The following is a 25,514-nucleotide window of genomic DNA, read 5'->3' as shown; positions in this document are numbered from 1 at the left end:
ATTATTCGGTTCTGAATCTGCTAAGCTGTTCCTTCAATTCCGTCGATACATTTTCCAGCTTTTCCGACAATTTGACCAAACCTTCCCCGATGTTCAGCTGCTCGGAGCTAAGCGATGCTACTTCCTCGGAGGTTGCGGAGGACTGCTGCGCTACCGCACTTACGTTCGACATAGCCTCAGATAGGACCCCTTGGGTTTCATTCAACGCCTGGATCGATTCCGTCGCATTGCCTAGAGATGCGATGAACTCCGACATCTGCGTGTTCACCGTCCGGAAAATTTGGTCCGCTTCCTTCACAGAGACAATCTGTTCCTGGAACATCGGATAGGCAGCGGACAACGCGCCGACCGTTTCGTCCACTTCATGCTGAATCGTCTCTGTAATTTGGCCTACCACTTCGATGGATTGTCTGGACTGATCCGCCAAATTCCGGATCTCGTCCGCCACCACCATAAATCCTTTACCGGCAGCGCCTGCACGGGAGGCTTCGATCGTTGCATTCAGCGAGAGAATATTAGTCTGTTTCGTAATATTATTAAGCAAGTCAAGGATTTTGCGGATCGACTGAGCGCTGCTCTTCAATTTCTCTACTTTCTGCAGCATCGATCTGGTCATCTCTTCAGTGGCGCTTGTCTTGGTGATCAGTTCGCTCATCGAACGGGCTCCCTGCTCGCTGTTCTCTCTGACTTCACGAGCAGAATCACCCATACGTCCGTTGGCATCCATGACCGCTTTCATCTGGTTTCCGATGCTGAACGTGATATCGTTGCCCCGCTCCGCTTCTACCGCCAGGCTGGATGCACCGTTTGCAATTTCTTCAGTGGCGATCGAAATTTCCCTTGCCGAAACTGCCGTCGTTCTGGAAGCGGTGGACAACTCCTGAGCCGTGTGAAGCACATCTTGTGCCGATCCGTTGGTCTGCTTAACCAGCTGGGTGATTTTATCCATCATTTGGTTGAAACTGTACCCCAGCGCACCAATTTCATCCGAACGCTTGATGCTCGTGCGCACGGTCAGGTCCCCCTGTTCCCCCGCCGACATCAAATTCTTCATCTCGTTCAGAGGACCGCCGATCAATTTGGCCATGATGTACCCTACCAAACAAGCAACTAGTGCGGCAGCCGCTGCAATCAGCAGCGTGAAATTCCATATTTTCTTAGTATCTTTCACAAGCTCCGCATCCGGAATGCTGCTCTCAAGCAGCCATGGGGCAGTTGCCAGCTTGTTGTAAACAACAAGACGCTTGTTCTGGTTAAAATTACCTTTATTGTGCTTGCTCAAGTCCTTTGGCAGCGGAATGTCGCTTTTCTTCAGCAGTTCCTCTTTCGTACTTGATGCCAAGATAGTGTTGTCTGCTGCTACCAAACGTACCGTGGAACCGGAGCTGCCTTTCAGCGAAGCGACTTCTTCTTCCAGTTTCTTTGAAAACAGCTCTATCACCATCAAATACTGGGAATCGCCGGTATTGACGTTCTTCAATACACGCCCTAAACCGAATGTAGGAGCTGTACCTAAACCGCCGTAGCCTTTCAGCTCGGTTGCGAGCCAAACGAGCTTTCCGTTTCCGTCGTGTACTTCTTTATACCAAGGCTTCTTTCTGATCTCCTCATTCAAGCCGCTTGAGGTGGAGAAAACCTTAGCTCCATTCATTGTTTCGAAATGGATTGCGGCAATCTTCTGATCGGACAAAAGCATGCCCTGCATCTTTTTATCCAGTTTCGTAGTATATTCAAACTTCTCATAGTCTTCCGTGCTGGAACCGGTAATCGAAGCCAACGCTGCCTGTATATCCGTATCCAAAAACAGCTGCATCGAAAGCTCTTCATAGCCTTTCAAGATGAGATCCAGCTTTCCCGAAGCCTGGGTAATCGCACTTTCATTCGATTCAGCGACTTTGCTCTTAATGATATCCGCTGAAATTTTGTAGGAGGTGAGCCCTACCGCAAAAACGAACACCAGCGTGCTGAAGATCAGCACAAGCGAAATCCGCATGCCTACAGACTTCAAGGGATTGCCCAATTTCATTCCCTGCAGATCGATCCTTCCTTTCGACAAAATTCTTGCTGTTCCGGCTGCTGCAGACTGTTTCTCTGTAAGCGACTTGTTTCCTTTACGTATCATCGCGACCCCCGCCTGTAATTTCAATATATTCCTGCAATGTTATATCAATCCTATTAAAATATGAACCGACTGTAAAGAACTATTTTTGGGTATCCCTTCCTATTCGGAAGCGTTTACTATGGTATATTCTAGGTTTTTTCGACATTTCCTGCACACAAAAAAAACCTTTATCAGCCAATAGTCACGGCTGACAAAGGTCTATGAACGAGTTTATTACTGCTTCTTTCCAATCTTTTTACGCATCATATCGAAATATTGGACCGGCTGATCCACCTTGAATTTCACGATCTGCATCGGGTGGCGGGCGGCATCCAAAGGCTGGCCTTGCTGATCATAGATCTCGCCTACCGTTTGCTTGAACACCCGGCCGCCGGGTCCGAAAAATTCAACCTCTTGCCCGGGTTTAAAATGATTCCGCTGCTGGATTTCAGCCATGCCCGATTGTTCATCATAAGATAGGACTAATCCTGCAAAATCATATTCCGCCGCTTTCTCTTCCGCCGTATAAATATGGTCCTCATGATCAGGTGTATCATAGAAAAACCCTGTATTTAACGGGCGGTTAGCCGCTTTATGAATTTCTTCGACCCATTCCGGCTTCACCTGAAACCCTTCCGGATCGGTAAAATAAGCATCTATGACCTGACGGTATACATTGACCACCGTAGCCACATAGTGAATGCTCTTCATTCTTCCTTCAATTTTGAAAGAATCTACTCCTGCATCGATCAGATCAGGGATGTGCTCAACCATTCCCATGTCCTTGGAGCCCATCGTAAAGGCGTCTCCTTCTTCTACTGCAGCATTACCGTCCTCGTACAAGTCGTACTTCCACCGGCATGACTGGCAGCACCCGCCGCGGTTGGAGTCCCGGTCCGTGAAATGGTTGGACAGCACACAGCGCCCCGAATAAGAAGAACACATCGCTCCGTGGATAAATACTTCAATCTCAACGTCCACGTGATTTTTTATTTCGATAATTTCCTGCAGGTTGGCCTCCCGGGCCAGCACCACTCTTGGCAGCCCTTCTTCCTTCCAAAACTCGACCGCCTGCCAGTTCATCGTCGACTGCTGCGTGCTCAAGTGAACTTCGAGCTTAGGGGCGACCCGCTTCGCCGTCTCGATAATCGACGGGTCCGCCGCGATAATGGCGGAAATCCCTGCCTCTTCCAGGTTGCGTAAATACTCCTCAATGCCCTCGATGTCTTCATTATGGGCATAAATGTTGGTTGCTACGAATACCTTTGCTCCGTACTTCTCGGCGAATTCCACGCCTTCCCGCATTTCCTCGAACGTAAAATTGTCCGCATTGGAACGCAGACCGTATTTTTGGCCGCCGATATAGACAGCATCTGCACCGTAATGGATGGCAAATTTCAGCTTCTCCAAATTACCCGCAGGGGCTAACAGCTCCGGCTTCTCCAAACGGTACCGTTTGCCGGTTGCCCGCTGCTCAAGCGCTTGTTTGGCATTCTGCGCCAGAATGGTCTCCATCATTCTCACCTCTATACTAACCATCGTTATATTTTAGTACACTTGCTCTTTGTAGAAAAATCCGTATGATAATTCCCGGTCCGGATCCTGTACGGCCCGGATGGCGTCCAACCATTCGTCATTGAAATCATAGCCTTGCGGGTCGGCCATATAAGCATCGATGACCTTCCTGTAAGACTGGATGACTACGGTATTGTAATGCTCGCTCTTGAGCAGCGTTTCGATTTTGAAGCTGTCGATCCGCCCCTCCATCAGCTCATGCAGATTCTCCAGCATACAGATATCCTCGGAACTCATAATATGCGTACCGTTCTCATCCTCATACACAGGATAACGCTCATCCTGACGTTCCTTTTCAATCAGATACATACCCCGGTCCGCCTCGGCAGCGGAAAAGCCTTCTTTTCCGGTATGGGTAAGATAGCTTTGTACAAGATTCCGCTTAGAATGATAAATGTTTGTTATCCCATGAACCTGGACCTCAACTTGAAGTTCCGATTTTTGCTTGAACTCCAGCACTTGATCCATGTTCAGCTCCCTCGCCAGGACAGCCCGTACAGCGCCTTTTGATCCCCAGTAATTGGCCGTAGCGTAGTTTGTGGAGGTCATTTCTGCATTCCAATGCAACTTCATTCCCGGCGCGGCCTTTCGGGCGGACATCAGCACAGCTGGATCGCCGAATACGACTGCATCTACTCCCGCTTCCTGAAGCGTCTGCAAATACCCCGGCAATTCCGCCAGCAGTGAATTATCCAAAATCGCATTGACCGCAGCATAAACTTTGGCTCCCAGCTTATGAGCTTCGGTTACAGCAGCTTTCATGTCCTCTGGAGAGAAACTGCCCGGCAGACGCACTCCGTACTTAGCTTCCCCTATTTGGACGGCATCGGCACCTGCCGTAATATAAGCCTTGAGCTGCTCCATCGATCCTGCTGCGGCCAGTAATTCCGGTTTATACATTTCTCTTTCACCTCTTACGTCATTCACTTGCTAATTTGTTGCTGATTTCAATATTTTTTAAATGCTGTTTGTACGTTTCCGCAAAGAAATGAGTATTCGTACCGTCTTTTTTGGTTACATAAAACAAGAATTTCGACTTCTCCGGATATACGGCGGCCTTAATGGAAGCCAGGCTTGGACTGGCAATCGGCCCGGGAGGAAGTCCCTCATGCAGATAGGTATTATAGACGCTCTCTATCTTGAGGTCTTTATATAACAGCCGCGCTTTGGGCTTATCCAGTAAATACTGAACCGTAGCGTCGATTTGGAGCCTCATTTTTTGGTCAAGCCTATTGTAGATCACCCCGGCAATGATCGGCCGTTCCAGGTCTACAATCGCTTCCCGTTCCACCAACGAGGCAATAGTCAGGATGTCATGAAGTGACTGCCCTCTTGCCTGAATTACGGATTCCCAATCCGGCGGAAGCTGATCAAGCCTTGATTCCAGTTCGGAAGCCATTCTAGAGAGAATCTCCGCCGCTTTGGCTCCTTTGGCAAACTCATATGTCTCCGGGAATAAATAGCCTTCCATCGGGTATTTGAGAACCGCTTCCTTGGGAATATAAGCAGCCAGTTCAGGTGCAATCTCAGCGGGCCGGCTTGCAGCAGCAAGGAAGGAGGACCTTTCAACATATCCCTCCGAGGACAGCTTATCGGCAATTTGCCTCAGTGTATACCCTTCCGGCACCGTGAAACGGATCGTATCCGCTTTAACAGTGTCCCCTTTGTTCAGCCGCTCTATAATATCTTGAATGGTGGCCCCTGGCGTAAAAGCATATTTCCCCGCCTGGAACTTGCCGCCTTCGTTCTTATACTTTAAATATAAAGCAAAGACAGTCGAACTGCGGATCAGTCCTTTACGTTCCAGTTCCTCCGAAATGGCAGAGGTACTCATCCCCGGCTTTACGGTTACTTGTACGCTCTTTGATTTGGCAGGGACCGGGTTCAGCTGATATTTTGCATAGAAAAAGAGTGCTGCTCCTACGGCAGCCAAAACGATGATGCCCAGTAATATAAATCGTTGTATACGTCTCAAAACGAATTCTCACTCCAATACGTACAAAAAGGGCGGTGAGGCCGCCCCTTTGGAATCCTTAAGCCCGATATAGCTTACTGCTCCTGGTCTTGCAACGCATAAGTCATCTCATCAAAGATATCGTACACATTATCCCATTCGTCATCGTCTTCGATCGTTTCGAGTTCCATGCTGCCTTCCTCGATAATGACGCGGAAAATCAGAACATCGTCTTCCTTCTTTAAATCTTCGGACTGAAGCACGGCATACGTCGTGTCTCCCAGAACAAATTCCGCAAGCAGGTTGTAGACTACCGATTCCTCCTGCTCGTCAGTAAGGATAACTTCCGTTCCGTAAATATCTTTTAGCAGAGTAGTCGGCTGCGCATCGCCCAATTGAAATGAGGTCATCAGCTTTCTTCCGTTTCTGCAAGTAATGTATTGAACGTCTCTTCGACCATATTCCATTCTTCTTCGTCTTCAATTGTGTACAGCTTCAAGTCCTCGCCGTCTTCCTCATAGCGGAATGCATACACTTCGTCCTCATCTTCTCCGTCGCTCTCTGTAGGAACCACCATCATGTATTTCTTGTCGGAGTTATCCACTTCGAACTTCATGACGACTTCGAACTCTTCCTCGTTGCCTTCTTCGTCCGGAATATAGATCAATTCCGGTTCTTCAAATTGCTCATTGTTGTTTGCCATGGGAGCCATCGCCCTTTCTTATTTGGAGTCCAAATAATTCTGAAGAATAAAGGAAGCTGCGATCTTATCAACTACCTGCTTGCGTTTCTTGCGGCTGACATCTGCTTCAAGCAGGGTTCTCTGGGCAGAAACGGTGGTCAGTCGTTCATCCCACATCCGAACCGGTACATGTAGTATTTGCCGAAGCTGTTCGGCAAATTCCATGCACATTTCCGCCCGGGGACCGATCGTGCCGTTCATGTTCTTGGGCAGGCCGACCACAATCTCTTCGATGCCGTATTCCTCAGCAAGTTCCTTCAGCCTCTGCATATCCGTTTCCTGATTCTTCCGGCGGATCACTTCCAGGCCTTGCGCTGTCCAGCCTAATTCATCACTTACGGCTACGCCGATCGTCTTATCCCCATAATCCAAACCTAATATTCTCATGCATCCGCTCCGAACTTATTTGTGCTGCGTCAAGTAAGAACGTACCAATTCCTCAATCAGTTCGTCGCGTTCCACTTTACGTATTAAACTTCTGGCATTGTTGTGACGCGGGATAAAGGCGGGATCCCCTGAAAGCAAATAACCTACAATCTGATTGATCGGATTGTACTCCTTCTCTATTAACGCGTCATAGACCGTCAACAGCACTTCCTTGGCGGAAGCTTTCTCAGCATCCTCCGCATTGACTCTAAATTGCATGGTTTTGTCCATGGAACTCATACCGGCACCCCCGCATTCTTCAAAGTTATGGGCATACATGTAACGCCTATCTATTATATTTTCCGCTATCTTACCAATTTTCTCAAGCGGAAATGTAAATTTTGTTAACTAATTTGGGCTTGAAGCAATTCTTCCGCATGCTTCAGCGCATCATTCAGCTTGGAAGCATCCTTGCCGCCCGCCTGAGCCATATCGGGACGGCCTCCGCCGCTGCCGCCGCAGCGCGCTGCAACTTCTTTAATGATTTTGCCGGCATGGTAGCCTTTGGAAACGAGATCCGGCGTAACTGCTGCTACAAGGTTTACTTTCTCTTCCGTTGCAGCGCCCAAAACGATGACGGCGGAACCCAGCTTTGCTTTCATCTCATCGACGATACCGCGCAGAGAATCCATATCGCCCGCGTTCACTTGGGCAGCCAGCAGCTTCACTCCGCCGATTTCTTTCACCTGGTCGGTCAAAGAACCTGCTTCGATACGGCCCAGCTTCGCTTTCAGCGAATCGTTCTCCCTAGCCAGCTCTTTCACTTGATTCAACACGCCTTCGGTACGCTTAGGCACATCCGGAATGTTGGATTTCAGCAGCGCAGCCGTTTGCTTTAACAGATCCAGCTGAGCGTCCAGGTACAGGTAAGCCTGTTTTCCGGTCACCGCTTCAATCCGTCTTACTCCGGACCCGATCCCGCTTTCACTTACCAGCTTGAATAGGCCGATCTGAGCCGTATTGCCGACATGGCATCCTCCGCAAAGCTCTAGGCTGTAATCACCAACCTGTACAACCCTTACCGTTTCGCCGTATTTCTCGCCGAAAAGCGCCATGGCGCCCATCTCTTTCGCCTCATTCAGCGACTTGGAGGAAATCGTAACATCGGTACCTTTCCAAATCTGCTCGTTCACTCTGCGCTCAATATCCGCAAGCTCCTCAGCCGAAATGGAACCGAAATGGGAGAAGTCGAATCTGAGGCGCTCGGCTTCTACCAGCGAGCCTGCCTGGTTCACATGCGCGCCCAGCACTTCTTTCAGCGCTTTATGGAGCAGGTGTGTCGCAGTATGGTTCTTCACAATATCGTCGCGAAGGCTGCGGTACACTACTGCACGCACTTTCGCGCCTTTGCGGAGGATTCCGGACTCTACGCGAACGGTATGAACGTGCTGCCCGTGCGGAGCCTTGCTGACTTCTTCCACAACGGCACGGAACCCGTCACCTGTTATTTCGCCCTTGTCGCTGACCTGTCCGCCGCTCTCCGCGTAAAATGGAGTACGGTCAAGAACAATACGGCAAACTTCGCCGGTACCCACTTCCTCAGCCAGCGCGTCTTCAAAGACCACCGCTTTGATGATGCCATCCGTTACCAGTTCATTATACCCCGTAAACTCGCTTTTAACCTCGAGTTCCGCCAACGGGCCGCCCTGAATGTTCATGCTGCCTTCATCTTTGCGGGCACTGCGTGCGCGTTCCCGCTGCTCCTGCATCGCAGCGTCGAAGCCGGCACGGTCGACCGCCATTCCCTGCTCGGAAGCGAAATCCTCTGTCAGGTCAAACGGGAAACCATACGTATCGTACAATTTAAATGCATCGCTTCCGGAAAGCTCCGAACGTCCTTCGGATTTCGCCGCTCCGATCATTTCAGAAATAATGGCCAACCCGTCAGACAACGTTTCATGGAAACGTTCTTCCTCAGTACGGATAACCTTCTCGATGAACTCGCGCTTTTCAACCACTTCCGGATAGTAGACACCCATAATATCTCCGACGGTTTTGGTCAGATTGAACATAAACGGACGGTCCATACCGAGAAGCTTCCCGTATCTTACTGCGCGGCGAAGCAAACGGCGGATTACATAACCGCGGCCCTCGTTGGAAGGCAGCACACCGTCCCCGATAGAGAAGGCCACCGTACGGATATGATCAGCGATGACTTTGAACGCAACGTCGGTTTCTTCGCCGGATCGGTAAGCGATTCCCGTAATGCGTGCAGTCTCTTGGATGATTGGCTGAAACAGATCCGTATCGAAGTTGGAGTCCACATCCTGAAGGATGGAGGCAAAGCGCTCCAAACCTGCCCCTGTGTCGATGTTCTTGTTCGGCAGTGGTGTGTAGGAGCCGTCCTTGTTATGGTTGAACTGGGAGAATACGAGGTTCCATACTTCCAGGAAACGCTCATTCTCGCCGCCCGGCCAGCACTCGGGATCGTTCAGATCTCCATACTTGTCGCCGCGGTCATAGAAAATTTCAGTGCACGGACCGCATGGTCCTTCCCCGATATCCCAGAAATTATCGTCACCAAGCTTGTAAATGCGCTCAGCAGGAATTCCGATCTTCTTGTTCCAAAGCTCATAAGCTTCCTCGTCTTCCTTGTAAACCGTTACGGACAGCCTGTCCTTCTCGAAACCGATCCACTCGGGGCTCGTCAGAAATTCCCATGCCCAAGTAATGGTCTCTTCTTTAAAATAATCGCCGATGGAGAAATTCCCCAGCATCTCGAAGAACGTATGGTGGCGGCGGGTTTTACCGACATTCTCGATGTCGTTCGTACGGATACACTTCTGAGAGTTGGCAATCCGCGGATTCTCAGGCTTTACCCGGCCGTCAAAATACGGCTTCAATGGAGCCATCCCTGCATTGATCCACAATAAGGACGGATCGTTATGCGGCACCAGCGATGCGCTCGGCTCAATATGATGCCCTTTGCTCTTAAAAAAGTCCAGCCACTTTTGACGGATTTCACTTGCTTTCATGTAATGCTTCCTCCCCTATTAGGTCTGTTCAAAATAAAAACGCCCCTGTCCGAAGACAGGGACGATCATTCATCGCGGTACCACCCTGGTTATTAAACCGCTGCCGGTTTAATCGCCTTTATCCGGATGATAACGGGTCCGGGCCCGGCGGGTGTTCGATTCCGCACTCCGAAATGAGCGTTCAGCACAAGCGGCGGCATCGGATTCTCTCAGCCATGGAATCCGTTCTCTGAATGACGCGTTGCAGGGCCTACTGTATTTCATCAGCGTGTTGACTTATATACTTCAAAATTATATCGGCAGCGGCTAGCATTGTCAAACTGCAGATCTTCTTATTGAACCGTATTCCTCCGGATATAGTAGGCGAAAATGTGCTGCACAACTACCTTCATCGCGGCAAAGAACGGGACGGCCAGAATCAGTCCGATCACGCCTGCCACCTCCCCGCCCACAAGCAGCGCAAAAATAATAAACAAAGGATGCATATGCAGCGTTTTTCCTACGACCTGCGGTGAGATTACATTCCCCTCCAGCACCTGGCACAGCATGTTGACCAGCAGAACCAGCAGAACCATTTTGAAGGAAACGGTAGAAGCCATCAGTACGGCAGGAGCAGCCCCAAAGAAAGGGCCCATATAGGGAATGATGTTAAACACCGCCACGACGCTCGCGAGCAGCAGCGCATACGGCATCCCGATGGCCCAATACCCGATATACGCCAAAATACCGATGAGCATCATCACGATGAACTGTCCCCGGATATAATTGCCCAGCGCCCGGTCGATATCCATCAGCATGTTTACAATCCCTTTTCGGTGCTTCCTCGGCACTGTGGCGATGACGGCCCTCTCGATCACCTGATAATCCTTAAGGATGTAAAAGGCAAGAAACGGCACGACGAACACAAGAAACAAGACATTGATGAGATTGCCGATTCCGTCGATAAAACCGCTGATTTCAGTTGAGACCATGGTCTCCATTTTATATAGGGAATTATTAATCCCTGACCGGATACTTTCAGGAAGCAGCGTATTATGGTTAAAGTCGGTGACCAGTGACTGCGCCCGCATCGTGAAATCCGGAAGGTGCTCGTTGAGTTCCTTCAGCTGCATCATGAAAATGGGAATCAGATTCATCAGCACAACCACAATGGAAGTGATAAACACGGCGTAGATGAGCAGGACCGCTACCGTACGGGGAACTTTCCGGACACCCAGAAGCGAGACGACGGGATTCAGTACATAGGAAATCACCATGGCGATGAGAAACGGCGCTAGAATGGCCCTGAGAAACACATAGATGTTTAGAAACAACGGCTTCATTTGCAAAAGGATATAAAGAATAATGACACTTAGCAGCGTATATATCAAAATCCGGAACAACCTGCTGTTTGTGAAACGCTCCAAACTCTCCCACCGCCTTCCTGGACTTGCCTCCCTACAGTATATGTACAACCTGCTCCCTTTCATTCAAAAGATTCCCTTTAGTCTGATACCTCGTACGATAACCATTGCCCTGATAAAAACGCAAAAAAACCGGCACGCGGATGCGCCCGGTCTGTCTTGCTGTGCAAGTTTAATTTACGTGAACTTGAGGCAGATCGTCTTCAAAGAACAGATCATCCAGCGAGCTGAGCGTACCGTCTTCCTCGACCTGAAACACAGACATTTTCTCCCCGTTCACAGTCAGTTCTATAAAGCAGCCCCAGCAGTAAAACTGATGGGAACCGATCTTGCCGATATCCTTGGAGTTGCAGTTGGGACATCTCATCATCTAATCACCCTCATCGCTTTAATTGGATGATCTCCTCCAGCGCTTCTTCGCACTCCGCAGGCACGACAATCGAATCGTCGCCCAGCGTCAGCTGCCCCGGAAGCCTCAGCCATTTGCGGCCCTCTTTCAAATCGGAGATAAATCCATCCGTTAATTCCACGCCTATCATCTTTGTTCCCTCTTCGGGGTCGAAATAAACGTCGCTGACCAAACCAAGCTGATTTCCGTTTACCGTGATGACGGGTATTTCCTTCAATTTACGGTTACCTGACAGAAACGCAAACCAGGGATTGGAGTCTTCAAATGACCGGATTACAAGTTCATTTTCAATCGTGACCGCGTCATCCCCGAAGCCGGCTACGTCATCCCAGGCAATAAACCGGGATGAGGAAAACCAGTGCTTTGCGTCCATGGCTACCGCCTTCAGCTCGTGATCCGTGCCGAAAAAAATATCATTTACTTTGCCGATTTTCTTTCCGGTTCCCAAATCAAGCACGGGCAAACCGATGATATCCTGTACTTTGCGCAGCATTCGGTTTCATCCTCCTGTAAGACCGTTATTCCATGGGATCAACCATTCAGGCCGTACCGGGATATCCGCCGCTATCCTTACTTACGGAGACGATCCAGAATGGTTTCTATTTTCGCAATAGTGAAATCAATGTCTTCCGCCGTGGTACCGTAACCGAAGCTGAAGCGGACAGCGGATGTCATCACTTCTTCGGGGAGCTTCATGGCCTGCAGCACGTGAGACAATTCGAGAGAACCGGAAGTGCAGGCGGAACCCGAAGCGGCTGCGATTCCTTCCATATCGAGGTTCATCAGCATCGTCTCCGAATCTACGCCTGGGAAACTCACGTTAATAATATGAAGCAGATGGTCCTTGGGGTGTCCATTAAGTACGTAACGCCCGGTACCGATCCGTTCCGCAAGCCCGCCCAAGAAACGTTCCCGGAGTGCTGCTGCCTGCCGCAGCCTTGCTTCTCCGTCACGGATCAGGATTTCCACAGCTTTCGCAAACCCTGCGATTCCAGCTACATTCTCGGTTCCGGCCCGGCGCTTTCTCTCTTGCAGTCCGCCGTACTGGCGTGCGGCCAATGGCACTCTCTTCCCTGTATAAAGAGCGCCCACCCCTTTCGGGCCGTTGATTTTGTGAGCAGAAAAGCTCATTAGATCAACAGGAAGGTCCTTAAGAGCGATCGGCAGGGAACCCAGTGCCTGGACAGCGTCTACATGAAACACCGCGCCGCGTTCTTGCGCCATCGAACCGATAGCCTCTATAGGCTGAACGGTGCCGACTTCGTTGTTGGCAAACATTACGCTGACAAGAAACGTCTCTGCTGTAATCAATCTATTTACATCGTCTAAAGAAATCTTACCCATTCTATCCACGGGTAAACAGGAGAGACTGTGCCCAAAATTTGCAAGCTGTTCGCAGGTGTGAAGAACGGCGTGATGCTCGATTTCGGAGGTTAGGATGCCTTTGCGGTCCGTAGTATTAGCGGCAGCCGCGCCAAACAGCGCCATATTATCGCTTTCGGTCCCGCCGCTGGTGAAGGTCAGCTCTGTCGGATGACAGCCGAGGTAATCGGATATGAGGTCTCTTGCCCGGTTTAAAGCGGATTTGGCGGCACGTCCGAACGCATGTGTGGACGAAGCATTGCCGTACGTCTCATGCAGATAAGGGATCATGGCTTCCGCCACTTCCGGATGAACCGGGGTGGTGGCGGCATGATCCAAATAAATACGTTTCATAAGTTCACCTAAATATAAAACATGTAGTTGTCCTTCTTGCCCTCATCCTGGAACGAGATCAAGTAGGCTAATGTGGTTGAATCGAGCACTTCAGCAATACTGTCTCGGATGCGCACCCAAAGGTCCCGTTTCGCCGGGTCGTCCTCTTCCGTAAAATCCACCGGAGAAATCGGTCCTTCGAGGATGCGGATAATTTGGCCCGCTGTAATTTCTTCAGGCGATTTGGACAAAATATATCCGCCGTATGCTCCCCGGATGCTTTTCACCATGCCGGCATTCCGAAGCGGTGCAACCAGCTGCTCCAAGTAATGCTCGGATAACTGATTCTTTTCGGCAATACTTTTCAGAGAGATCGGCCCGTCGCCGAAATTGCGTGCAAGCTCCATCATGATCGTTAGGCCGTAGCGGCCTTTCGTTGATATTTTCAAAGTATGACACCTCATTCTGCGCTTAGCTTACTTAATTACAAGTAACCCTATCATCTATATATGTTATCATATTATGGCACCAAAAGGCACAAAAAATACGGGTGCTCCCGCGGAAAGACAATATTATAACCGAATTTCTTCATTTCTACAAGTTTCGACATGTTGGAGTCAAGGCTGAAATATGCTACACTAGAGATCTATTTACACTATCAAAAGTAAAGCGGGGTATCCTTATGGCAGCATCCAACGCATCCACCCGCGTTGTAGTAGGCATGTCGGGCGGCGTAGACTCTTCCGTCACGGCGCTCCTGCTGAAAGAGCAAGGGTATGATGTCATCGGCATCTTTATGAAGAATTGGGACGACACCGACGAGTTCGGCCATTGTACGGCTGAAGAGGACGCAGAAGACGTCCGCCGCGTTTGCGATCAGATCGGCATCCCTTACTATACGGTTAATTTTGAAAAGCAATATTACGATAAGGTGTTCGCTTATTTTTTGGACGAATACCGCAAAGGACGCACACCGAATCCGGACGTCATGTGCAACCGCGAAATCAAGTTCGGCGACTTTCTGCAGAAAGCGCTCGATTTGGGCGCAGATTATATCGCAACAGGGCATTACGCCCGGGTTGTGCAAGAGGACGGCGAATTCCGTCTGCTGCGCGGCGTAGACAGCAATAAAGATCAAACCTATTTCCTGAATGCGCTGAACCAATACCAGTTGTCCAAAGCTATGTTCCCGATCGGTCATTTGCCCAAGCCGCAGGTTCGTGAAATTGCTGACCGGGCGGGCCTGGCAACCGCCAAGAAGAAAGACAGCACAGGCGTCTGCTTCATCGGCGAGCGGAACTTCCGCGAATTCCTGAGCGGCTACCTGCCGGCCAAGTCCGGCGACATGGTCGATGTCCGCAGCGGCGAAGTGAAAGGCCGCCACGACGGCCTGATGTATTATACGCTTGGACAGCGGCAGGGGCTTGGGATCGGCGGCTCCGGCAGCGGCGAGCCATGGTTCGTGTCCGGCAAGGATCTCGAGACGAACACGCTTTATGTCGTCCAGGGCGGAGACCATCCGAGCCTCTTCTCGGAGGGGCTGATCGCCGACGGCGTGCACTGGGTCAGCGGCGCGGAGCTGACTAAGCCTGTACGCTGCACGGCCAAGTTCCGGTACCGTCAGCCCGATCAGGGCGTTACGGTGACTCCTCTTGTCGGCGGCCGGTGCGAGGTTCGCTTTGACCAGCCGCAGAAGGCAATAACGCCCGGCCAGGCTGTCGTGTTCTATGACGGCGAGCGCTGCCTTGGCGGCGGTACGATCGATCAGGTGCTAAGCGCCGCAGAAGTGAAGTAATCTATGATCATGTAAAGAGCCCTGGAGCCGATGCCGGTTCCAGGGCTTTTTGGCCTGTTTCCGTCTCGGAAATTTAGCAAGTTAGTTATAAACCCTCCTTTTTAAGCCAATAGTTGTAACAGCCGAAGAACGGGGGGACCGACCATGAAACGCATCTTCATCAGAGAACAGCCGAAAGCAGCGTCTAAACAGGATTCACATGGTGAGACGGCCCCTCCTTTCGTTCCTGACATTCCTCAGGCGGAACACATTACAGGCTCCGTACAGACGGATATCGAATGGATGAGAACCCGTCTGGGTGCACCCGGTGACTTGCTGGTCCGTGAATTCATAACCGGGCCCGGCATAGCCTGTGCAGTGATAGGCATTGACGGCCTGGCAGACAAAAAGGTGATGAATGATTCGGTACTGAATTATCTGCTTTTCACAGGGAGCAGGCAGGACGGCCAGCCGGTTTCCGGCGATGAGCTGCTGGAACGCTGGATGGAGCGGATCCTTCCCGTCGCCTCCGTCAAACAGGCTAAAGCTGTACATGACCTGCTGCTCGCCCTTCTGTCGGGCAACACCCTCATCTATGCAGAAGGCGCCTCCTCGGCCTTAATCGTTGATTCCCCCGGGTGGGAAACGCGCGCATTGGAGGAGCCCTCCACAGAAGCGCTCATCCGAGGGCCAAAAATCGCTTTTACCGAAAACCTGCGCACCAACACGGCGCACTTGCGTAGATTGGTCCGTGACCCGAACCTGCGCATGGAAACTTACGTCATCGGACGCCGTGCTCAGAGAAACGTTGTACTTGCCTATATCGACGGAGTCGTGAATCAAAAGCTCATTTCAGAGGTCAACCGGCGTCTAAAGACCATCGATATCGATGATGTACAGGGTTCGGGCATGATTGAACAATGGATCGCCGACAGCTATTTATCTCCCTTTCCCGTCATTATTAATACTGAACGGCCGGACCGCGTGGCCTCCATCCTAATGGAAGGGAAATGCGCCATTCTGGTAGACGGTGATCCGTTTGCGCTGCTTATGCCCGTGACATTCCATATGAACATCCAGTCGCAGGAGGATTATTACCAAAACTGGCTTGTTACCACACTGGTCCGGGCCCTTCGTCTGGTCGGCGCTTTCTTTGCAACCTTTCTTCCCGCTTTCTATATCGCACTGCTTGAATTTCAGCAGGGCCTTATTCCGTCCAAGCTTGCTTTTTCTATTTCGGTCAACCGGGAAGGTGTCCCGTTTCCGGCTGTTATTGAAGCTTTTCTGATGGAACTAACGCTGGAACTGCTCAGAGAAGCCGGGATCCGGCTGCCCCGTCCGATCGGACAAACGATTGGTATCGTAGGCGGATTAGTCATCGGTGAGGCAGCCGTGGCGGCCGGTATAGTCAGCCCTGTTATGGTTATCGTAGTTGCGGTAACGGCCATCGCTTCGTTTGCTCTCCCCTCCTATACGTTTGCGATCTCCTTGCGGATGGTCAGGTTCGGCGTTATGTTGTCCGCGGCATTTCTCGGCATCTACGGAATCATCCTGTCTTACATTCTGATCAATATCCACCTGGTGCATCTCAAAAGCTTCGGCGTGCCGTACACTACGCCGTTCGCGCCAACGCTGGGCCGGGATTGGACCGATCTGGTTCTCCGGATGCCGATCATGCAGATGGTCAAAAGATTAAAAACGAACGGGCCCAAGGATATACGCAAGTTAAAGAAATAGGTGACTAAGACGTGAAAATCTTTGACTACGCCGATGAACGGATCGGCCTAAGGGAACTTGCCATAACCGTGATTTCCATTATTATCGGCATCGGGGTGCTGACCCTCCCACGGCTTGTGGCTGCGGAAACGATCTCCTCGGACGGCTGGATTTCCATCCTTCTGGCCGGCGGGATTTCTGCTGCCTGCGCTTGGTTATTGGCATGCCTTGGCATCCGGATAGGCAAGAAAAGTTATCCGGACTTTGCGGCTTCTGTAGTGGGAAAGCCCCTTTCCGTTCTCTTTTCGGCATTGTTTGTGCTGTATGCAGTCTCTTTCTGTGCTTACGAAGTTAGAGCTATCGGTACCATCGCGAAGCAGTATCTTTTTGAGCAAACGCCTACGGAAATGGTAGCCCTTACTTTTCTGTTGGTCGTTGTATACGCCGTCTCCGGTTCCCGAATCGGGTTAATTCGGCTTAATGTCCTGTTTCTTCCGATTGTCTTCGGCATCGTCCTGCTGGTGTTGGTTTTCGGAATCTCCCTTGTCGAACTCCGGACACTCAAACCTTTATTGGTTAGCAGCCCTATGCAAATTTGGAATGGAACCAAAGAAGGGATCTATTCTTTTCTCGGTTTTGAGATCGTTTTGTTCTATGCGGGGCTGATGAAAACTCCCGGACAAGCCAAATCCGCAGCCGTTATCGGTGTAAGTATAACCACCTTGCTCTATGCGGCGGTTTATATTTTTTGCGTCGGTATTTTTTCTCACGACGGGCTGACTCAGATTACTTACCCGCTGATTGAGCTTGCCAAGGAAGCGCAAATCCCGGGTGAATTTTTTGAAAGGTTCGAGTCTGTCTTTTTCACCATATGGATTATGACGATTTTTAATACGACCACGTTGTACTATGATCTTTCAGTGAGCCTGCTGCAGTCCATGTTTAAAAAAACAGCCCGCAAAAGCCTTATTTACACTCTAAGTCCTGTTATTATGTATGTGTCTATGCTCCCGCAAAATCAGATCGGTTACTCCGCCATGGGACAAGTCATCAGTTATCTTGGACTTGCGGCAGGGGTCGCCCTTCCGATCCTGCTCCTGTTTGCGGCCAAATGGAAGGAGGGGCATACCCGTGCCAAAACAGCCGGTAAGCCGGAAGAATAACCTGATTCGAAAGGCGCTTCTGTTACTCCTCATTCCCCTGCTCTGTCTGCTGGCCGGCTGCTGGGACCGCATTGAAATTGAAGAGCGTGCTTTTATTATAGGGGTTGCTATAGACAAGGCTGAGCAGCCTCAAGAGAAGGAGGAAGAAGATGAGGCAAGCAATGAGCCTTCCGCTGTGGAAGAAGGACAGTCCTCCAGGAACATTCCTGAAACGAAGCGGGGCCGGTATTCTGTTACTTTCCAGGCTGTTGTGCCGGAAGGAGTCAGGCAAGGAGGTTCGGCAAAAGGCGGCCAATCCAGCTCGCAAGCGAATTATGTAAATATCTCCGTTCAAGGAGACTCCTTGTTCAGTGCGTCTAAAAGTTTAGCCGGGAAAATGAGCCGCACTCCCTACTTTCAACATTTGAAGTTAATCGTGGTCTCGGAAGAGCTGGTTAAGGAGAGCAATGAGCTGCTTCGGGTCATGGACTTTTTTCTAAGGGAAAATCAGATGCGCCGGAGCGTCAACGTCATGATCTCCCGCAGCAAAGCGGCACCCGCACTGGAATCCAAACCGAAAGGCGAAAACTTTCCTGCACTGTATTTAAGCAATATCGCCGATAGTATCCAATCCAGTTCCTGGATGCTTCCTGAAACCAGAATCGGAAATCTGCACGAGCTTCAGCTTAGTAATCACAGTTATGCTGTCCAATATGTGAAAACTGAAAAAAATGAATCCCGCGTCACCGGGGCAGCCATCATGGATGGGCAAAAGCATGAAATGAAAGGCACGTTGACCGATGAGCAAACCCAGGGGCTCAATTTTCTAACGGGAGATGTGAAGGGCGGCGTACTGGAAACCACTGTAAAAGGAGAACCGCTGGCTCTGGAAATTATGCATGCATACCGAGATCTCCGCTTGTTGTCTTCTTCAAGGGGGCATTTCACTTTTCAATTCCGCATTGAAGTGGAAGGGGCTGTAGGGGAAATCCAATCCAACCTTAACCTTGATAAGGCGAAGCTGCTGGAAGAAGCTGAACGGGCCCTTTCAGCTAAAATCATGACAACTGCGAAAGATACGATCAGGACGTTAAAAGGATACCGTACGGATGTCCTCGGGTTACAGCAATATTTGTATGAGAATCACTACAACCTGTGGAAACCTGTCAGCAAGGATTGGGAGGGAGCGCACGGTTACTTTACCGACACCGAAATCCAAGTCCATGCTGATGTGAAAATCAGGAGAATCGGCAATATCATTCAATCGGAGAAGTGAGGGAACTGTATTGGCACATTTATGGGAAAGGATCATTGGATATGCTCCCAGGGGGCAGCTTTTGCTTTGCTGCATCCTATCGGTCCTCATTCCGGTTGTTGTGGAAAGAGCGAACCGTCTGCTGCATAAAGTAAACGATCCTCCTTGGCTGAAGGAGGATCGTCAACAGGAGAAAAACAATGCGGAGAGCGACCAAGCCTGAAGTTGAACACATCCGGGAAGCAAGCGTGCCCTCTGTCAGTGTTCTTCACCCGCCTGCCGGTTCCTTCTGCGCTGCTGGTTCGTCCGTATTTTCTCTTCCATGCCCTGTTCTGTTGCATGGTAGAACGCCGCTCCGTCCAGCCGGTCAGGCAAGTACTGCTGCACGACAAAGTGCCCGGGGTAACTATGAGGGTATTTATAGCCGACGTGGCCTAGTTTCTCTGCGCCTTTATAGTGCGCATCCCTTAAATGATGCGGGACCCCGGCTTCACCGACTGCATCAAATGCCGCCGATACCCGGGCGATCGCTTCAGGAATCGCATTCGATTTCGGGCTTTCCACCGCAAACAGGATCGCCTGCGCGATCACATATTTGGACTCGGGCCAGCCGATTTTGTGGTAGGCGTCCATCGCTGTAACGGACTGCACCATCGCCTGGGGATTTGCCAGGCCGATGTCTTCGCTGCTGGCGACGATCAGGCGCCGCAGGAAGGTCATCGGATCCATGCCGAGCTTCTCGACGGCATAGAGGAACCAGAACAGCGCGGCGTCGCTGGAGCCGCGGACGCTCTTGTGGAACGCGGAGAGGACGTCGTACTGGGTCGACTCGTCCGCCCGGACGGTCGGCCTGCGGATCGACTCCTCCGCGACCTCGAGCGTGACCGCCACGCTGCCGTCAGGCTGCGGAGGCGTGGTCAGCGCGGCGAGCTCCAGCGCGTTGAGGGCGCGGCGGATATCGCCGCCGGCCATGCGCGCGATGTGCTCGAGCGCCTCTTGGTCCGCACGGATCGGCAGCATGCCAAGTCCGTGCTTCTCGTCCTGGAGCGCGCGCTGCATGGCGAGCAGCGAGTGCTGAAAGCCGAGGCTGTGCAGCTCGAACAGCGTCGATCGCGACAGCAGGGCCCCGTTCACATGGTGGAACGGGTTTTCCGTTGTTGCCCCGATGAAGATGATCGTTCCATCCTCCACGGCCGGCAGCAGGGCGTCCTGCTGCTTTGTGTTGAACCGGTGAACCTCGTCGAGGAACAGGATTGTCTTACGCCCGTACAGCGAACGGGTCTGCTTCGCCTGCTCGATCACCTCGCGGACATCCTTCACGGAGGCGTCCACGGCATTGAGCTTAACAAACTCCCCTTGCGTGCGGTTGGAAATGATATGCGCCAACGTCGTCTTCCCTGTGCCGGGAGGACCGTAAAGCAGAATTGACGTCACCTGGTCGGCTTCAATCGCTCTGCGGAGCAGCTTGCCCTCACCGACGATATGTTCCTGCCCTATATATTCTTCCAGCGTCTTCGGACGCATACGGTCCGCTAATAACCGTCCCGCAGGCGTCTCCGAAGCGTTATAACTGAACAAATCCATCTGATCACAACCTTTAAACAACATTCCTTTCATTGTACCATATCTTGTCTCTATCAGCCTTTTCGGCAGCATTTTCTCCCTCATCCATCAGCGCTTATGTCCGCTGCTCTTTATTTCGCCCCTATGGCGGGTAGTTTCCACCCTTTCTCGGACACTTTGATCCCAATATTGATACTTTTATATGTCAAAAAAACCGTTGAAACGGGAGACCCGTTCCAACGGCTGTATTCCGGAGCGATCCGGTTATTTATTGCTGGCGGCCAGCAAATCCTTTACAACCTGGCTTACCATGATCAAACCGACCACCGGCGGCACAAAGGCATTGCTTGCAGGCGGCATTTGCGCTTTGCGGAAGTCCGGGGCGTTCTCCGGCACGATCGCCTGCGTGACATCCTCGCGGGGTTTCAGCGGTTCCTCCGTGGAGAAGACCACCTTCACTCCCTTGCGGATCCCTTCCTTGCGCAGCTTTGTCCGGACTACGCGGGCAATCGGGTCCATGGTCGTCTTAGATATGTCGGAAACCTGGAACTTTGTCGGGTCCATTTTGTTGGCGGCGCCCATCGCTGAAATAATCGGGATGTTGCGCTCGAGGCACTGCTTGATCAGATGGATCTTATACGAGATCGTATCGGAGGCATCCAGCACATAATCCAGCTTGTACTCAAACAGCCTTTCATACGTTTCCTCCGTATAGAACATGTGAAGCGAAATCGCATCGCATTCCGGGTTGATCAGCTTGATCCGGTCGCGCATCAAATCCGCTTTCTTCTGCCCCACCGTTGTAGTAAGAGCATGAATCTGACGGTTGATGTTCGTGATGTCGACGACGTCCTTATCGATCAGGATGATTCGGCCGACGCCGGAACGGGCCAGCGCTTCCGCGGCAATTGAACCTACGCCACCGATACCCAGTACCGCTACGGTGCTGTTTCGCATCGTCTCCGTGCCTTCAGGCCCGATCGCCAGCTCCGTTCTCGAGAATTGATGAAGCATTTATCCGTTCACACTCCCTGATTTCTCCTTGCGCGCCACGCGGATCGAAAGCTGCTCCAGCTGCTTCGGATCTACTTCCGACGGCGCTTGGCTCAACAAGTCCGTTGCACTAGCCGTCTTAGGGAAAGCGATCGTTTCACGCAGGTTCGTGCTTCCGGACAGCAGCATAACCAAGCGGTCGAAGCCGAACGCGATACCGCCGTGCGGAGGCGTACCGTACTCAAACGCATCCAGCAGGAAGCCGAACTGTTCGTTTGCTTCTTCCGGCGAGAATCCGAGCGCGCCGAACATTTTCTCCTGAACATCGCGCTGATAAATCCGCTGGGAGCCGCCGCCCACTTCATAGCCGTTCAGAACGATATCATACGCCTGCGCGCGGATTTGTCCCGGATCGGTCTCGAAGTAGTGCAGATCTTCTTCTTTCGGACGGGTAAACGGATGGTGCTCCGCCACATAACGTTTGGCTTCCTCATCATAGCCAAGCAGCGGGAAGTCCACGACCCATGCAAATTTAAACTCGTTTTCATTAATCAGGCCAAGCTGTTTACCGATTTTCAAGCGCAGGTTACCAAGCACATCCGCAACTACTTTCTTCGTGTCTGCGGAGAACAGCAGCAGGTCGCCTTCCTCGGCGTTCAGACGGTCTTTCAGGGCAGCCATTTCTTCTTCGGAGAAGAATTTCACGATCGGCCCTTTCATTTCTCCGTCTTTCACTTGAATCCAGGCCAGTCCCTTTGCTCCATAGCGGGCGGCGAACGGTGCCAGATCGTCGATTTCCTTACGGCTCCAGCTTGCGCAGCCTTTGGCATTCAAAGCTTTCACCTGACCGCCCTTCTCTACGACGGAGGCAAACACTTTTACGCCGGAGTTAGAAACGATGTCCGATACATCCTCAAGCTCAAGGCCGAACCGGAGATCCGGCTTGTCGGAACCGTATTTCCCCATAGCATCGGCGTACGTAATACGCTGGAATGGACGGGAAATTTCCGCGCCTACCGTCTCTTTCACGAGACGAACCAGCAGCTCTTCCATCATGTCAAGCAGCTGATCCTGCGACATGAACGAAGTCTCGATGTCGACTTGGGTAAATTCCGGCTGGCGGTCCGCACGAAGATCCTCATCGCGGAAACAGCGTGCGATCTGGTAGTAACGCTCCATGCCGCCGACCATGAGCAGCTGTTTGAAAATTTGCGGCGACTGCGGCAGTGCGAAAAACTCGCCAGGATGCACGCGGCTCGGCACCAGATAGTCCCTTGCGCCTTCCGGCGTGCTCTTCGTCAGGATCGGCGTTTCAATTTCTACAAACTCTTGATCGTCGAGGAAGTTACGGAAAATTTTGGCCGCTTTTGAGCGAAGCATCAGCGTCTTTTGCATTTCCGGACGGCGTAGGTCCAGGTAACGGTATTTCAGACGAAGGGACTCGTCGATTTCAATGCCGTCTTCAATAAAGAACGGAGGGTTCTTCGCAGCATTTAAAATTTCAATCTCCGTGATCTGCACTTCGATCTCCCCTGTCGCCAGGTTCGAATTTACAGTCTCGGCATCGCGTTCGACGACTTTCCCTTGAACAGCCAGCACATATTCATTACGGGCACGGTCACCGATTTGAAGCGCATCCCCGGAGAAATCCGGATTAAATACGATTTGGACAAGTCCGCTGCGGTCTCTCAGATCAATAAAGAGCACGCCTCCCAAGTCTCTTCTTCTTTGGACCCAGCCGTTCAGAACGACGGTCTCCCCTACGTTCGCTTTGCTCAATTGTCCGCAATGATGGGTTTTCAACATCATGATTCGAATTTCCCCTTTATTGTTTATTCAAAAATTTCTCGATGAAATTTTCTAAATCCAGTGCTTCCTGCTCGCCTGTTCCCATCGATTTGAGCACAATTTCGCCCCGCTCCAGCTCGTCGTCTCCAAGGATGGCTACATACTTGGCCTGAAGCCGGTCTGCTGACTTCATCTGCGCCTTCATTTTACGTCCGCCGTAGTCTTTCTCAGCAGTGACGCCTTGTGCGCGAAGTTCAAACAACAAGCGGGTTACTTCCCGTTCCGCCTTGTCGCCAAGACCGATCAGATACATGTCCAGCGGCTTGGAAACAGGCAGCTCAACCCCCTGCTTCTCAAGTACCAGCACCAGGCGCTCCATCCCTAAACCGAAACCTACTCCCGGCTGATCCGGTCCGCCTACTTCTGCAACAAGGCCGTTATACCGCCCTCCGCCGCCAATCGTGTCGATCGCGCCGATGCCCTCCGCTTTAAATTCAAAAGCAGTATGTGTATAGTAATCCAGTCCGCGAACGAGCCGTGGATTGATCACATAATTCACCTGCATCGAATCAAGGTACCCTTTTACCATATCAAAATGGCTTGTGCACTCCTCATCTAGGCTGTCGAGGATGGAAGGGGCTCCTTCGAAATACGCCTGATCCACTTTGCAGTCCAGCAGCCGAAGCGGATTGCGCTCAAACCGGGACTGGCAGTCGCGGCAGAGTTTCTCCTTCACTGGCAGGAGAAACTCCTGCAGTTTTGACTTGAACTGTTCACGGATTTCCGGCGTACCGACCGAATTAACCTCAACACGGACTCCGGTTAAACCCAGCTCCTTGTAGAACTGGTACCCAAGAGAGATCACTTCCGCATCCAGGCTCGGATCGACAGACCCGAATGCCTCTATGCCAAATTGGTGAAACTGGCGTTGCCTCCCTGCCTGCGGCCGCTCATAGCGGAACATAGGCCCAACATAATATACTTTGGACAAATCCGGTTCCCCGTAAAGTTTGTTCTCTACATAAGCACGAACCACTCCCGCTGTGCCCTCTGGACGCAGAGTCATGCTTCGGTTTCCTTTGTCTTCGAACGTATACATTTCCTTCTGCACGACATCCGTCGTCTCGCCGACACCTCTGGTGAACAATTCCGTCTGTTCAAAAATAGGTGTACGGATTTCCTTGTAATTAAACCGGCTGCACACCGATTTAGCCTTTTCTTCAATGTACTGCCATTTCTCTACAGTACCCGGCAGCAAATCCTGCGTGCCTGTCGGTTTTTGAAAAGCCATTCCCACTCAACCTCCCTATTCCAACTTCCATAACTGCTGCTATTTAGCACGATCTATACATGCAAAATAAAAAAATCCCCCACCCCTGACATCATTGCCAGGGACGAGAGATTAGAAACCTGAATCACCCGTGGTACCACCCACATTCCGGAGACAACCCGCGAATCGCAATCCACAACGACCCGGCTGTATTCCGCTTTACGGTTAACGCCCGCCTACGCGTACCGGCTACTATGCAGGCAACCCTCATTGCCGCCGTTCGCCGACCGTTCTCCGGGAGGTCTTTCATTCAGCCGTTACAAGGATGCTTTCAGCCAAGGGCATCCCTCTCTAAGTGCGCGGCACTGAACTACTCTGTCCCTTCAACGAATCAAAGGATTAAAATCATAAGTTGAACCTATTTTATATAAGTTGTCAAACGTTGTCAAGTCCAACCCTGTCTGATCTTACGTTGAGAAAGAAAGAAGCCTGCAGCAACGGGCCGCAGGCTTTAAGAAATTATATTAAAAAAGGGGGTCGAGTTCTATTGTAGGCTAATAATGTTAATGGACTGTGTTAATCAGATTACAGTTATATTACAATTTAGTAAGCGGTTTCGACAGCATCCGATGTCAGATCGAATCGACAGGCGGCAGCTCTGCACTGCGCGAAGCTCCGGGTGCGCAGTACTTCGCTTCAAGACGGCCACCCGGCTCTTTCAGGTTCAAGCACA

At 51.2% G+C, this 25,514-nt stretch carries 23 protein-coding genes; 5 read left to right on the top strand and 18 right to left on the bottom strand.

The annotated features are described in order from the left end of the window. Window position 1: 1 nt before the first annotated feature. The 14 genes from ACFSUF_RS09380 to cymR form a co-directional block, all read right to left on the bottom strand. On the bottom strand, window positions 2–2,122 hold the full coding sequence (locus ACFSUF_RS09380; RefSeq protein WP_377602342.1) for a methyl-accepting chemotaxis protein: 2,121 nt from the start codon (window positions 2,120–2,122) through the stop codon (window positions 2–4). Between the two features lie 213 nt (window positions 2,123–2,335). Further along, window positions 2,336–3,619, bottom strand: coding sequence for a peptidase U32 family protein (locus ACFSUF_RS09375; RefSeq protein WP_377602340.1), 1,284 nt, complete (start codon window positions 3,617–3,619; stop codon window positions 2,336–2,338). Window positions 3,620–3,649: 30 nt separating this feature from the next. Then, on the bottom strand, window positions 3,650–4,576 hold the full coding sequence (locus ACFSUF_RS09370) for a peptidase U32 family protein (protein WP_377602338.1): 927 nt from the start codon (window positions 4,574–4,576) through the stop codon (window positions 3,650–3,652). 19 nt (window positions 4,577–4,595) lie between these two features. Beyond that, entirely contained in the window at window positions 4,596–5,651 is a 1,056-nt protein-coding gene (mltG, locus tag ACFSUF_RS09365) for an endolytic transglycosylase MltG (RefSeq protein WP_377602336.1), read from the bottom strand. A gap of 74 nt (window positions 5,652–5,725) precedes the next feature. After that, window positions 5,726–6,040 (bottom strand): DUF1292 domain-containing protein, encoded by a 315-nt coding sequence (locus ACFSUF_RS09360; protein ID WP_377602335.1) that lies wholly within the window; start codon window positions 6,038–6,040, stop codon window positions 5,726–5,728. Beyond that, window positions 6,040–6,333 (bottom strand): DUF1292 domain-containing protein, encoded by a 294-nt coding sequence (locus ACFSUF_RS09355; RefSeq protein ID WP_377602333.1) that lies wholly within the window; start codon window positions 6,331–6,333, stop codon window positions 6,040–6,042. The genes ACFSUF_RS09360 and ACFSUF_RS09355 overlap by 1 nt, the downstream gene beginning before the upstream one ends. 18 nt (window positions 6,334–6,351) lie before the next feature. Next, window positions 6,352–6,759 (bottom strand): Holliday junction resolvase RuvX, encoded by a 408-nt coding sequence (gene ruvX / locus ACFSUF_RS09350; protein WP_377602331.1) that lies wholly within the window; start codon window positions 6,757–6,759, stop codon window positions 6,352–6,354. A 15-nt stretch (window positions 6,760–6,774) separates the two neighbouring features. Further along, complete coding sequence (locus ACFSUF_RS09345) at window positions 6,775–7,038, bottom strand: IreB family regulatory phosphoprotein (protein WP_377602329.1); 264 nt, start codon at window positions 7,036–7,038, stop codon at window positions 6,775–6,777. 104 nt (window positions 7,039–7,142) lie between these two features. Next, window positions 7,143–9,773, bottom strand: a complete 2,631-nt coding sequence (gene alaS / locus ACFSUF_RS09340; protein WP_377602328.1) for an alanine--tRNA ligase — start codon at window positions 9,771–9,773, stop codon at window positions 7,143–7,145. A gap of 332 nt (window positions 9,774–10,105) precedes the next feature. Next, the gene (locus tag ACFSUF_RS09335; protein WP_377602326.1) at window positions 10,106–11,179 is read right to left on the bottom strand and encodes an AI-2E family transporter; all 1,074 of its coding nucleotides are present in this window, start codon (window positions 11,177–11,179) and stop codon (window positions 10,106–10,108) included. A gap of 169 nt (window positions 11,180–11,348) precedes the next feature. Next, window positions 11,349–11,546, bottom strand: a complete 198-nt coding sequence (locus tag ACFSUF_RS09330) for a hypothetical protein (protein ID WP_377602324.1) — start codon at window positions 11,544–11,546, stop codon at window positions 11,349–11,351. A 10-nt stretch (window positions 11,547–11,556) separates the two neighbouring features. Further along, a complete protein-coding gene (locus ACFSUF_RS09325; RefSeq protein ID WP_377602322.1) occupies window positions 11,557–12,078 on the bottom strand; it encodes a PRC-barrel domain-containing protein in 522 nt (173 codons plus the stop codon). A gap of 77 nt (window positions 12,079–12,155) precedes the next feature. Then, window positions 12,156–13,301, bottom strand: a complete 1,146-nt coding sequence (locus ACFSUF_RS09320; protein WP_377602320.1) for a cysteine desulfurase family protein — start codon at window positions 13,299–13,301, stop codon at window positions 12,156–12,158. Window positions 13,302–13,309: 8 nt separating this feature from the next. Then, complete coding sequence (gene cymR / locus ACFSUF_RS09315; protein WP_377602319.1) at window positions 13,310–13,729, bottom strand: cysteine metabolism transcriptional regulator CymR; 420 nt, start codon at window positions 13,727–13,729, stop codon at window positions 13,310–13,312. 233 nt (window positions 13,730–13,962) lie between these two features. Between cymR and mnmA the strand changes: the two genes are divergently transcribed. The 5 genes from mnmA to ACFSUF_RS09290 all read left to right on the top strand — a co-directional run bounded on the left by mnmA (window position 13,963) and on the right by ACFSUF_RS09290 (window position 19,390). Beyond that, window positions 13,963–15,075, top strand: a complete 1,113-nt coding sequence (gene mnmA / locus ACFSUF_RS09310) for a tRNA 2-thiouridine(34) synthase MnmA (RefSeq protein ID WP_377602317.1) — start codon at window positions 13,963–13,965, stop codon at window positions 15,073–15,075. Between the two features lie 144 nt (window positions 15,076–15,219). Then, a complete protein-coding gene (locus tag ACFSUF_RS09305) occupies window positions 15,220–16,791 on the top strand; it encodes a spore germination protein (RefSeq protein ID WP_377602315.1) in 1,572 nt (523 codons plus the stop codon). A gap of 11 nt (window positions 16,792–16,802) precedes the next feature. Continuing rightward, window positions 16,803–17,933: a GerAB/ArcD/ProY family transporter gene (locus tag ACFSUF_RS09300; protein WP_377602313.1), complete on the top strand. Its 1,131-nt coding sequence runs from the start codon at window positions 16,803–16,805 to the stop codon at window positions 17,931–17,933. Continuing rightward, window positions 17,902–19,188 (top strand): Ger(x)C family spore germination protein, encoded by a 1,287-nt coding sequence (locus tag ACFSUF_RS09295; protein WP_377602311.1) that lies wholly within the window; start codon window positions 17,902–17,904, stop codon window positions 19,186–19,188. Before ACFSUF_RS09300 ends, ACFSUF_RS09295 begins: the two co-directional genes overlap by 32 nt. 10 nt (window positions 19,189–19,198) lie before the next feature. Continuing rightward, window positions 19,199–19,390: a hypothetical protein gene (locus ACFSUF_RS09290; protein WP_377602309.1), complete on the top strand. Its 192-nt coding sequence runs from the start codon at window positions 19,199–19,201 to the stop codon at window positions 19,388–19,390. Window positions 19,391–19,425: 35 nt separating this feature from the next. Here ACFSUF_RS09290 and ACFSUF_RS09285 read toward each other — a convergent pair whose 3' ends face one another. From ACFSUF_RS09285 to hisS, 4 genes are all read right to left on the bottom strand, one after another. After that, window positions 19,426–20,751, bottom strand: coding sequence for a replication-associated recombination protein A (locus tag ACFSUF_RS09285; RefSeq protein WP_377602307.1), 1,326 nt, complete (start codon window positions 20,749–20,751; stop codon window positions 19,426–19,428). Window positions 20,752–20,994: 243 nt separating this feature from the next. Beyond that, window positions 20,995–21,744: a tRNA threonylcarbamoyladenosine dehydratase gene (locus tag ACFSUF_RS09280; protein ID WP_377602306.1), complete on the bottom strand. Its 750-nt coding sequence runs from the start codon at window positions 21,742–21,744 to the stop codon at window positions 20,995–20,997. After that, window positions 21,745–23,529, bottom strand: a complete 1,785-nt coding sequence (aspS, locus tag ACFSUF_RS09275) for an aspartate--tRNA ligase (RefSeq protein WP_377603138.1) — start codon at window positions 23,527–23,529, stop codon at window positions 21,745–21,747. It lies immediately after the preceding gene. Between the two features lie 19 nt (window positions 23,530–23,548). Continuing rightward, a complete protein-coding gene (gene hisS / locus ACFSUF_RS09270) occupies window positions 23,549–24,802 on the bottom strand; it encodes a histidine--tRNA ligase (protein ID WP_377602304.1) in 1,254 nt (417 codons plus the stop codon). Window positions 24,803–25,514 lie beyond the last annotated feature (712 nt).

It is taken from the genome of Paenibacillus gansuensis (genome assembly GCF_042684925.1).
In the GTDB taxonomy this organism is placed as follows: Bacteria; Bacillota; Bacilli; order Paenibacillales; family DY6; genus Paenibacillus_N; species Paenibacillus_N gansuensis.
The sequence above is the reverse complement of the archived record's forward strand: the minus strand, read 5'-3'. Positions and strand labels throughout refer to the sequence as shown.

Bases quoted from the DNA above. Each gene is read 5' to 3' on its own strand.
- ACFSUF_RS09380 (WP_377602342.1), bottom strand. From the start codon at position 2,122: ATGATACGTAAAGGAAACAAGTCGCTTACAGAGAAACAGTCTGCAGCA.
- ACFSUF_RS09375 (WP_377602340.1), bottom strand. From the start codon at position 3,619: ATGATGGAGACCATTCTGGCGCAGAATGCCAAACAAGCGCTTGAGCAG.
- ACFSUF_RS09370 (WP_377602338.1), bottom strand. From the start codon at position 4,576: ATGTATAAACCGGAATTACTGGCCGCAGCAGGATCGATGGAGCAGCTC.
- ACFSUF_RS09360 (WP_377602335.1), bottom strand. From the start codon at position 6,040: ATGACCTCATTTCAATTGGGCGATGCGCAGCCGACTACTCTGCTAAAA.
- ACFSUF_RS09355 (WP_377602333.1), bottom strand. From the start codon at position 6,333: ATGGCAAACAACAATGAGCAATTTGAAGAACCGGAATTGATCTATATT.
- ruvX (WP_377602331.1), bottom strand. From the start codon at position 6,759: ATGAGAATATTAGGTTTGGATTATGGGGATAAGACGATCGGCGTAGCC.
- ACFSUF_RS09345 (WP_377602329.1), bottom strand. From the start codon at position 7,038: ATGAGTTCCATGGACAAAACCATGCAATTTAGAGTCAATGCGGAGGAT.
- alaS (WP_377602328.1), bottom strand. From the start codon at position 9,773: ATGAAAGCAAGTGAAATCCGTCAAAAGTGGCTGGACTTTTTTAAGAGC.
- ACFSUF_RS09330 (WP_377602324.1), bottom strand. From the start codon at position 11,546: ATGATGAGATGTCCCAACTGCAACTCCAAGGATATCGGCAAGATCGGT.
- ACFSUF_RS09325 (WP_377602322.1), bottom strand. From the start codon at position 12,078: ATGCTGCGCAAAGTACAGGATATCATCGGTTTGCCCGTGCTTGATTTG.
- ACFSUF_RS09320 (WP_377602320.1), bottom strand. From the start codon at position 13,301: ATGAAACGTATTTATTTGGATCATGCCGCCACCACCCCGGTTCATCCG.
- mnmA (WP_377602317.1), top strand. From the start codon at position 13,963: ATGGCAGCATCCAACGCATCCACCCGCGTTGTAGTAGGCATGTCGGGC.
- ACFSUF_RS09305 (WP_377602315.1), top strand. From the start codon at position 15,220: ATGAAACGCATCTTCATCAGAGAACAGCCGAAAGCAGCGTCTAAACAG.
- ACFSUF_RS09285 (WP_377602307.1), bottom strand. From the start codon at position 20,751: ATGGATTTGTTCAGTTATAACGCTTCGGAGACGCCTGCGGGACGGTTA.
- ACFSUF_RS09280 (WP_377602306.1), bottom strand. From the start codon at position 21,744: ATGCTTCATCAATTCTCGAGAACGGAGCTGGCGATCGGGCCTGAAGGC.
- aspS (WP_377603138.1), bottom strand. From the start codon at position 23,529: ATGTTGAAAACCCATCATTGCGGACAATTGAGCAAAGCGAACGTAGGG.
- hisS (WP_377602304.1), bottom strand. From the start codon at position 24,802: ATGGCTTTTCAAAAACCGACAGGCACGCAGGATTTGCTGCCGGGTACT.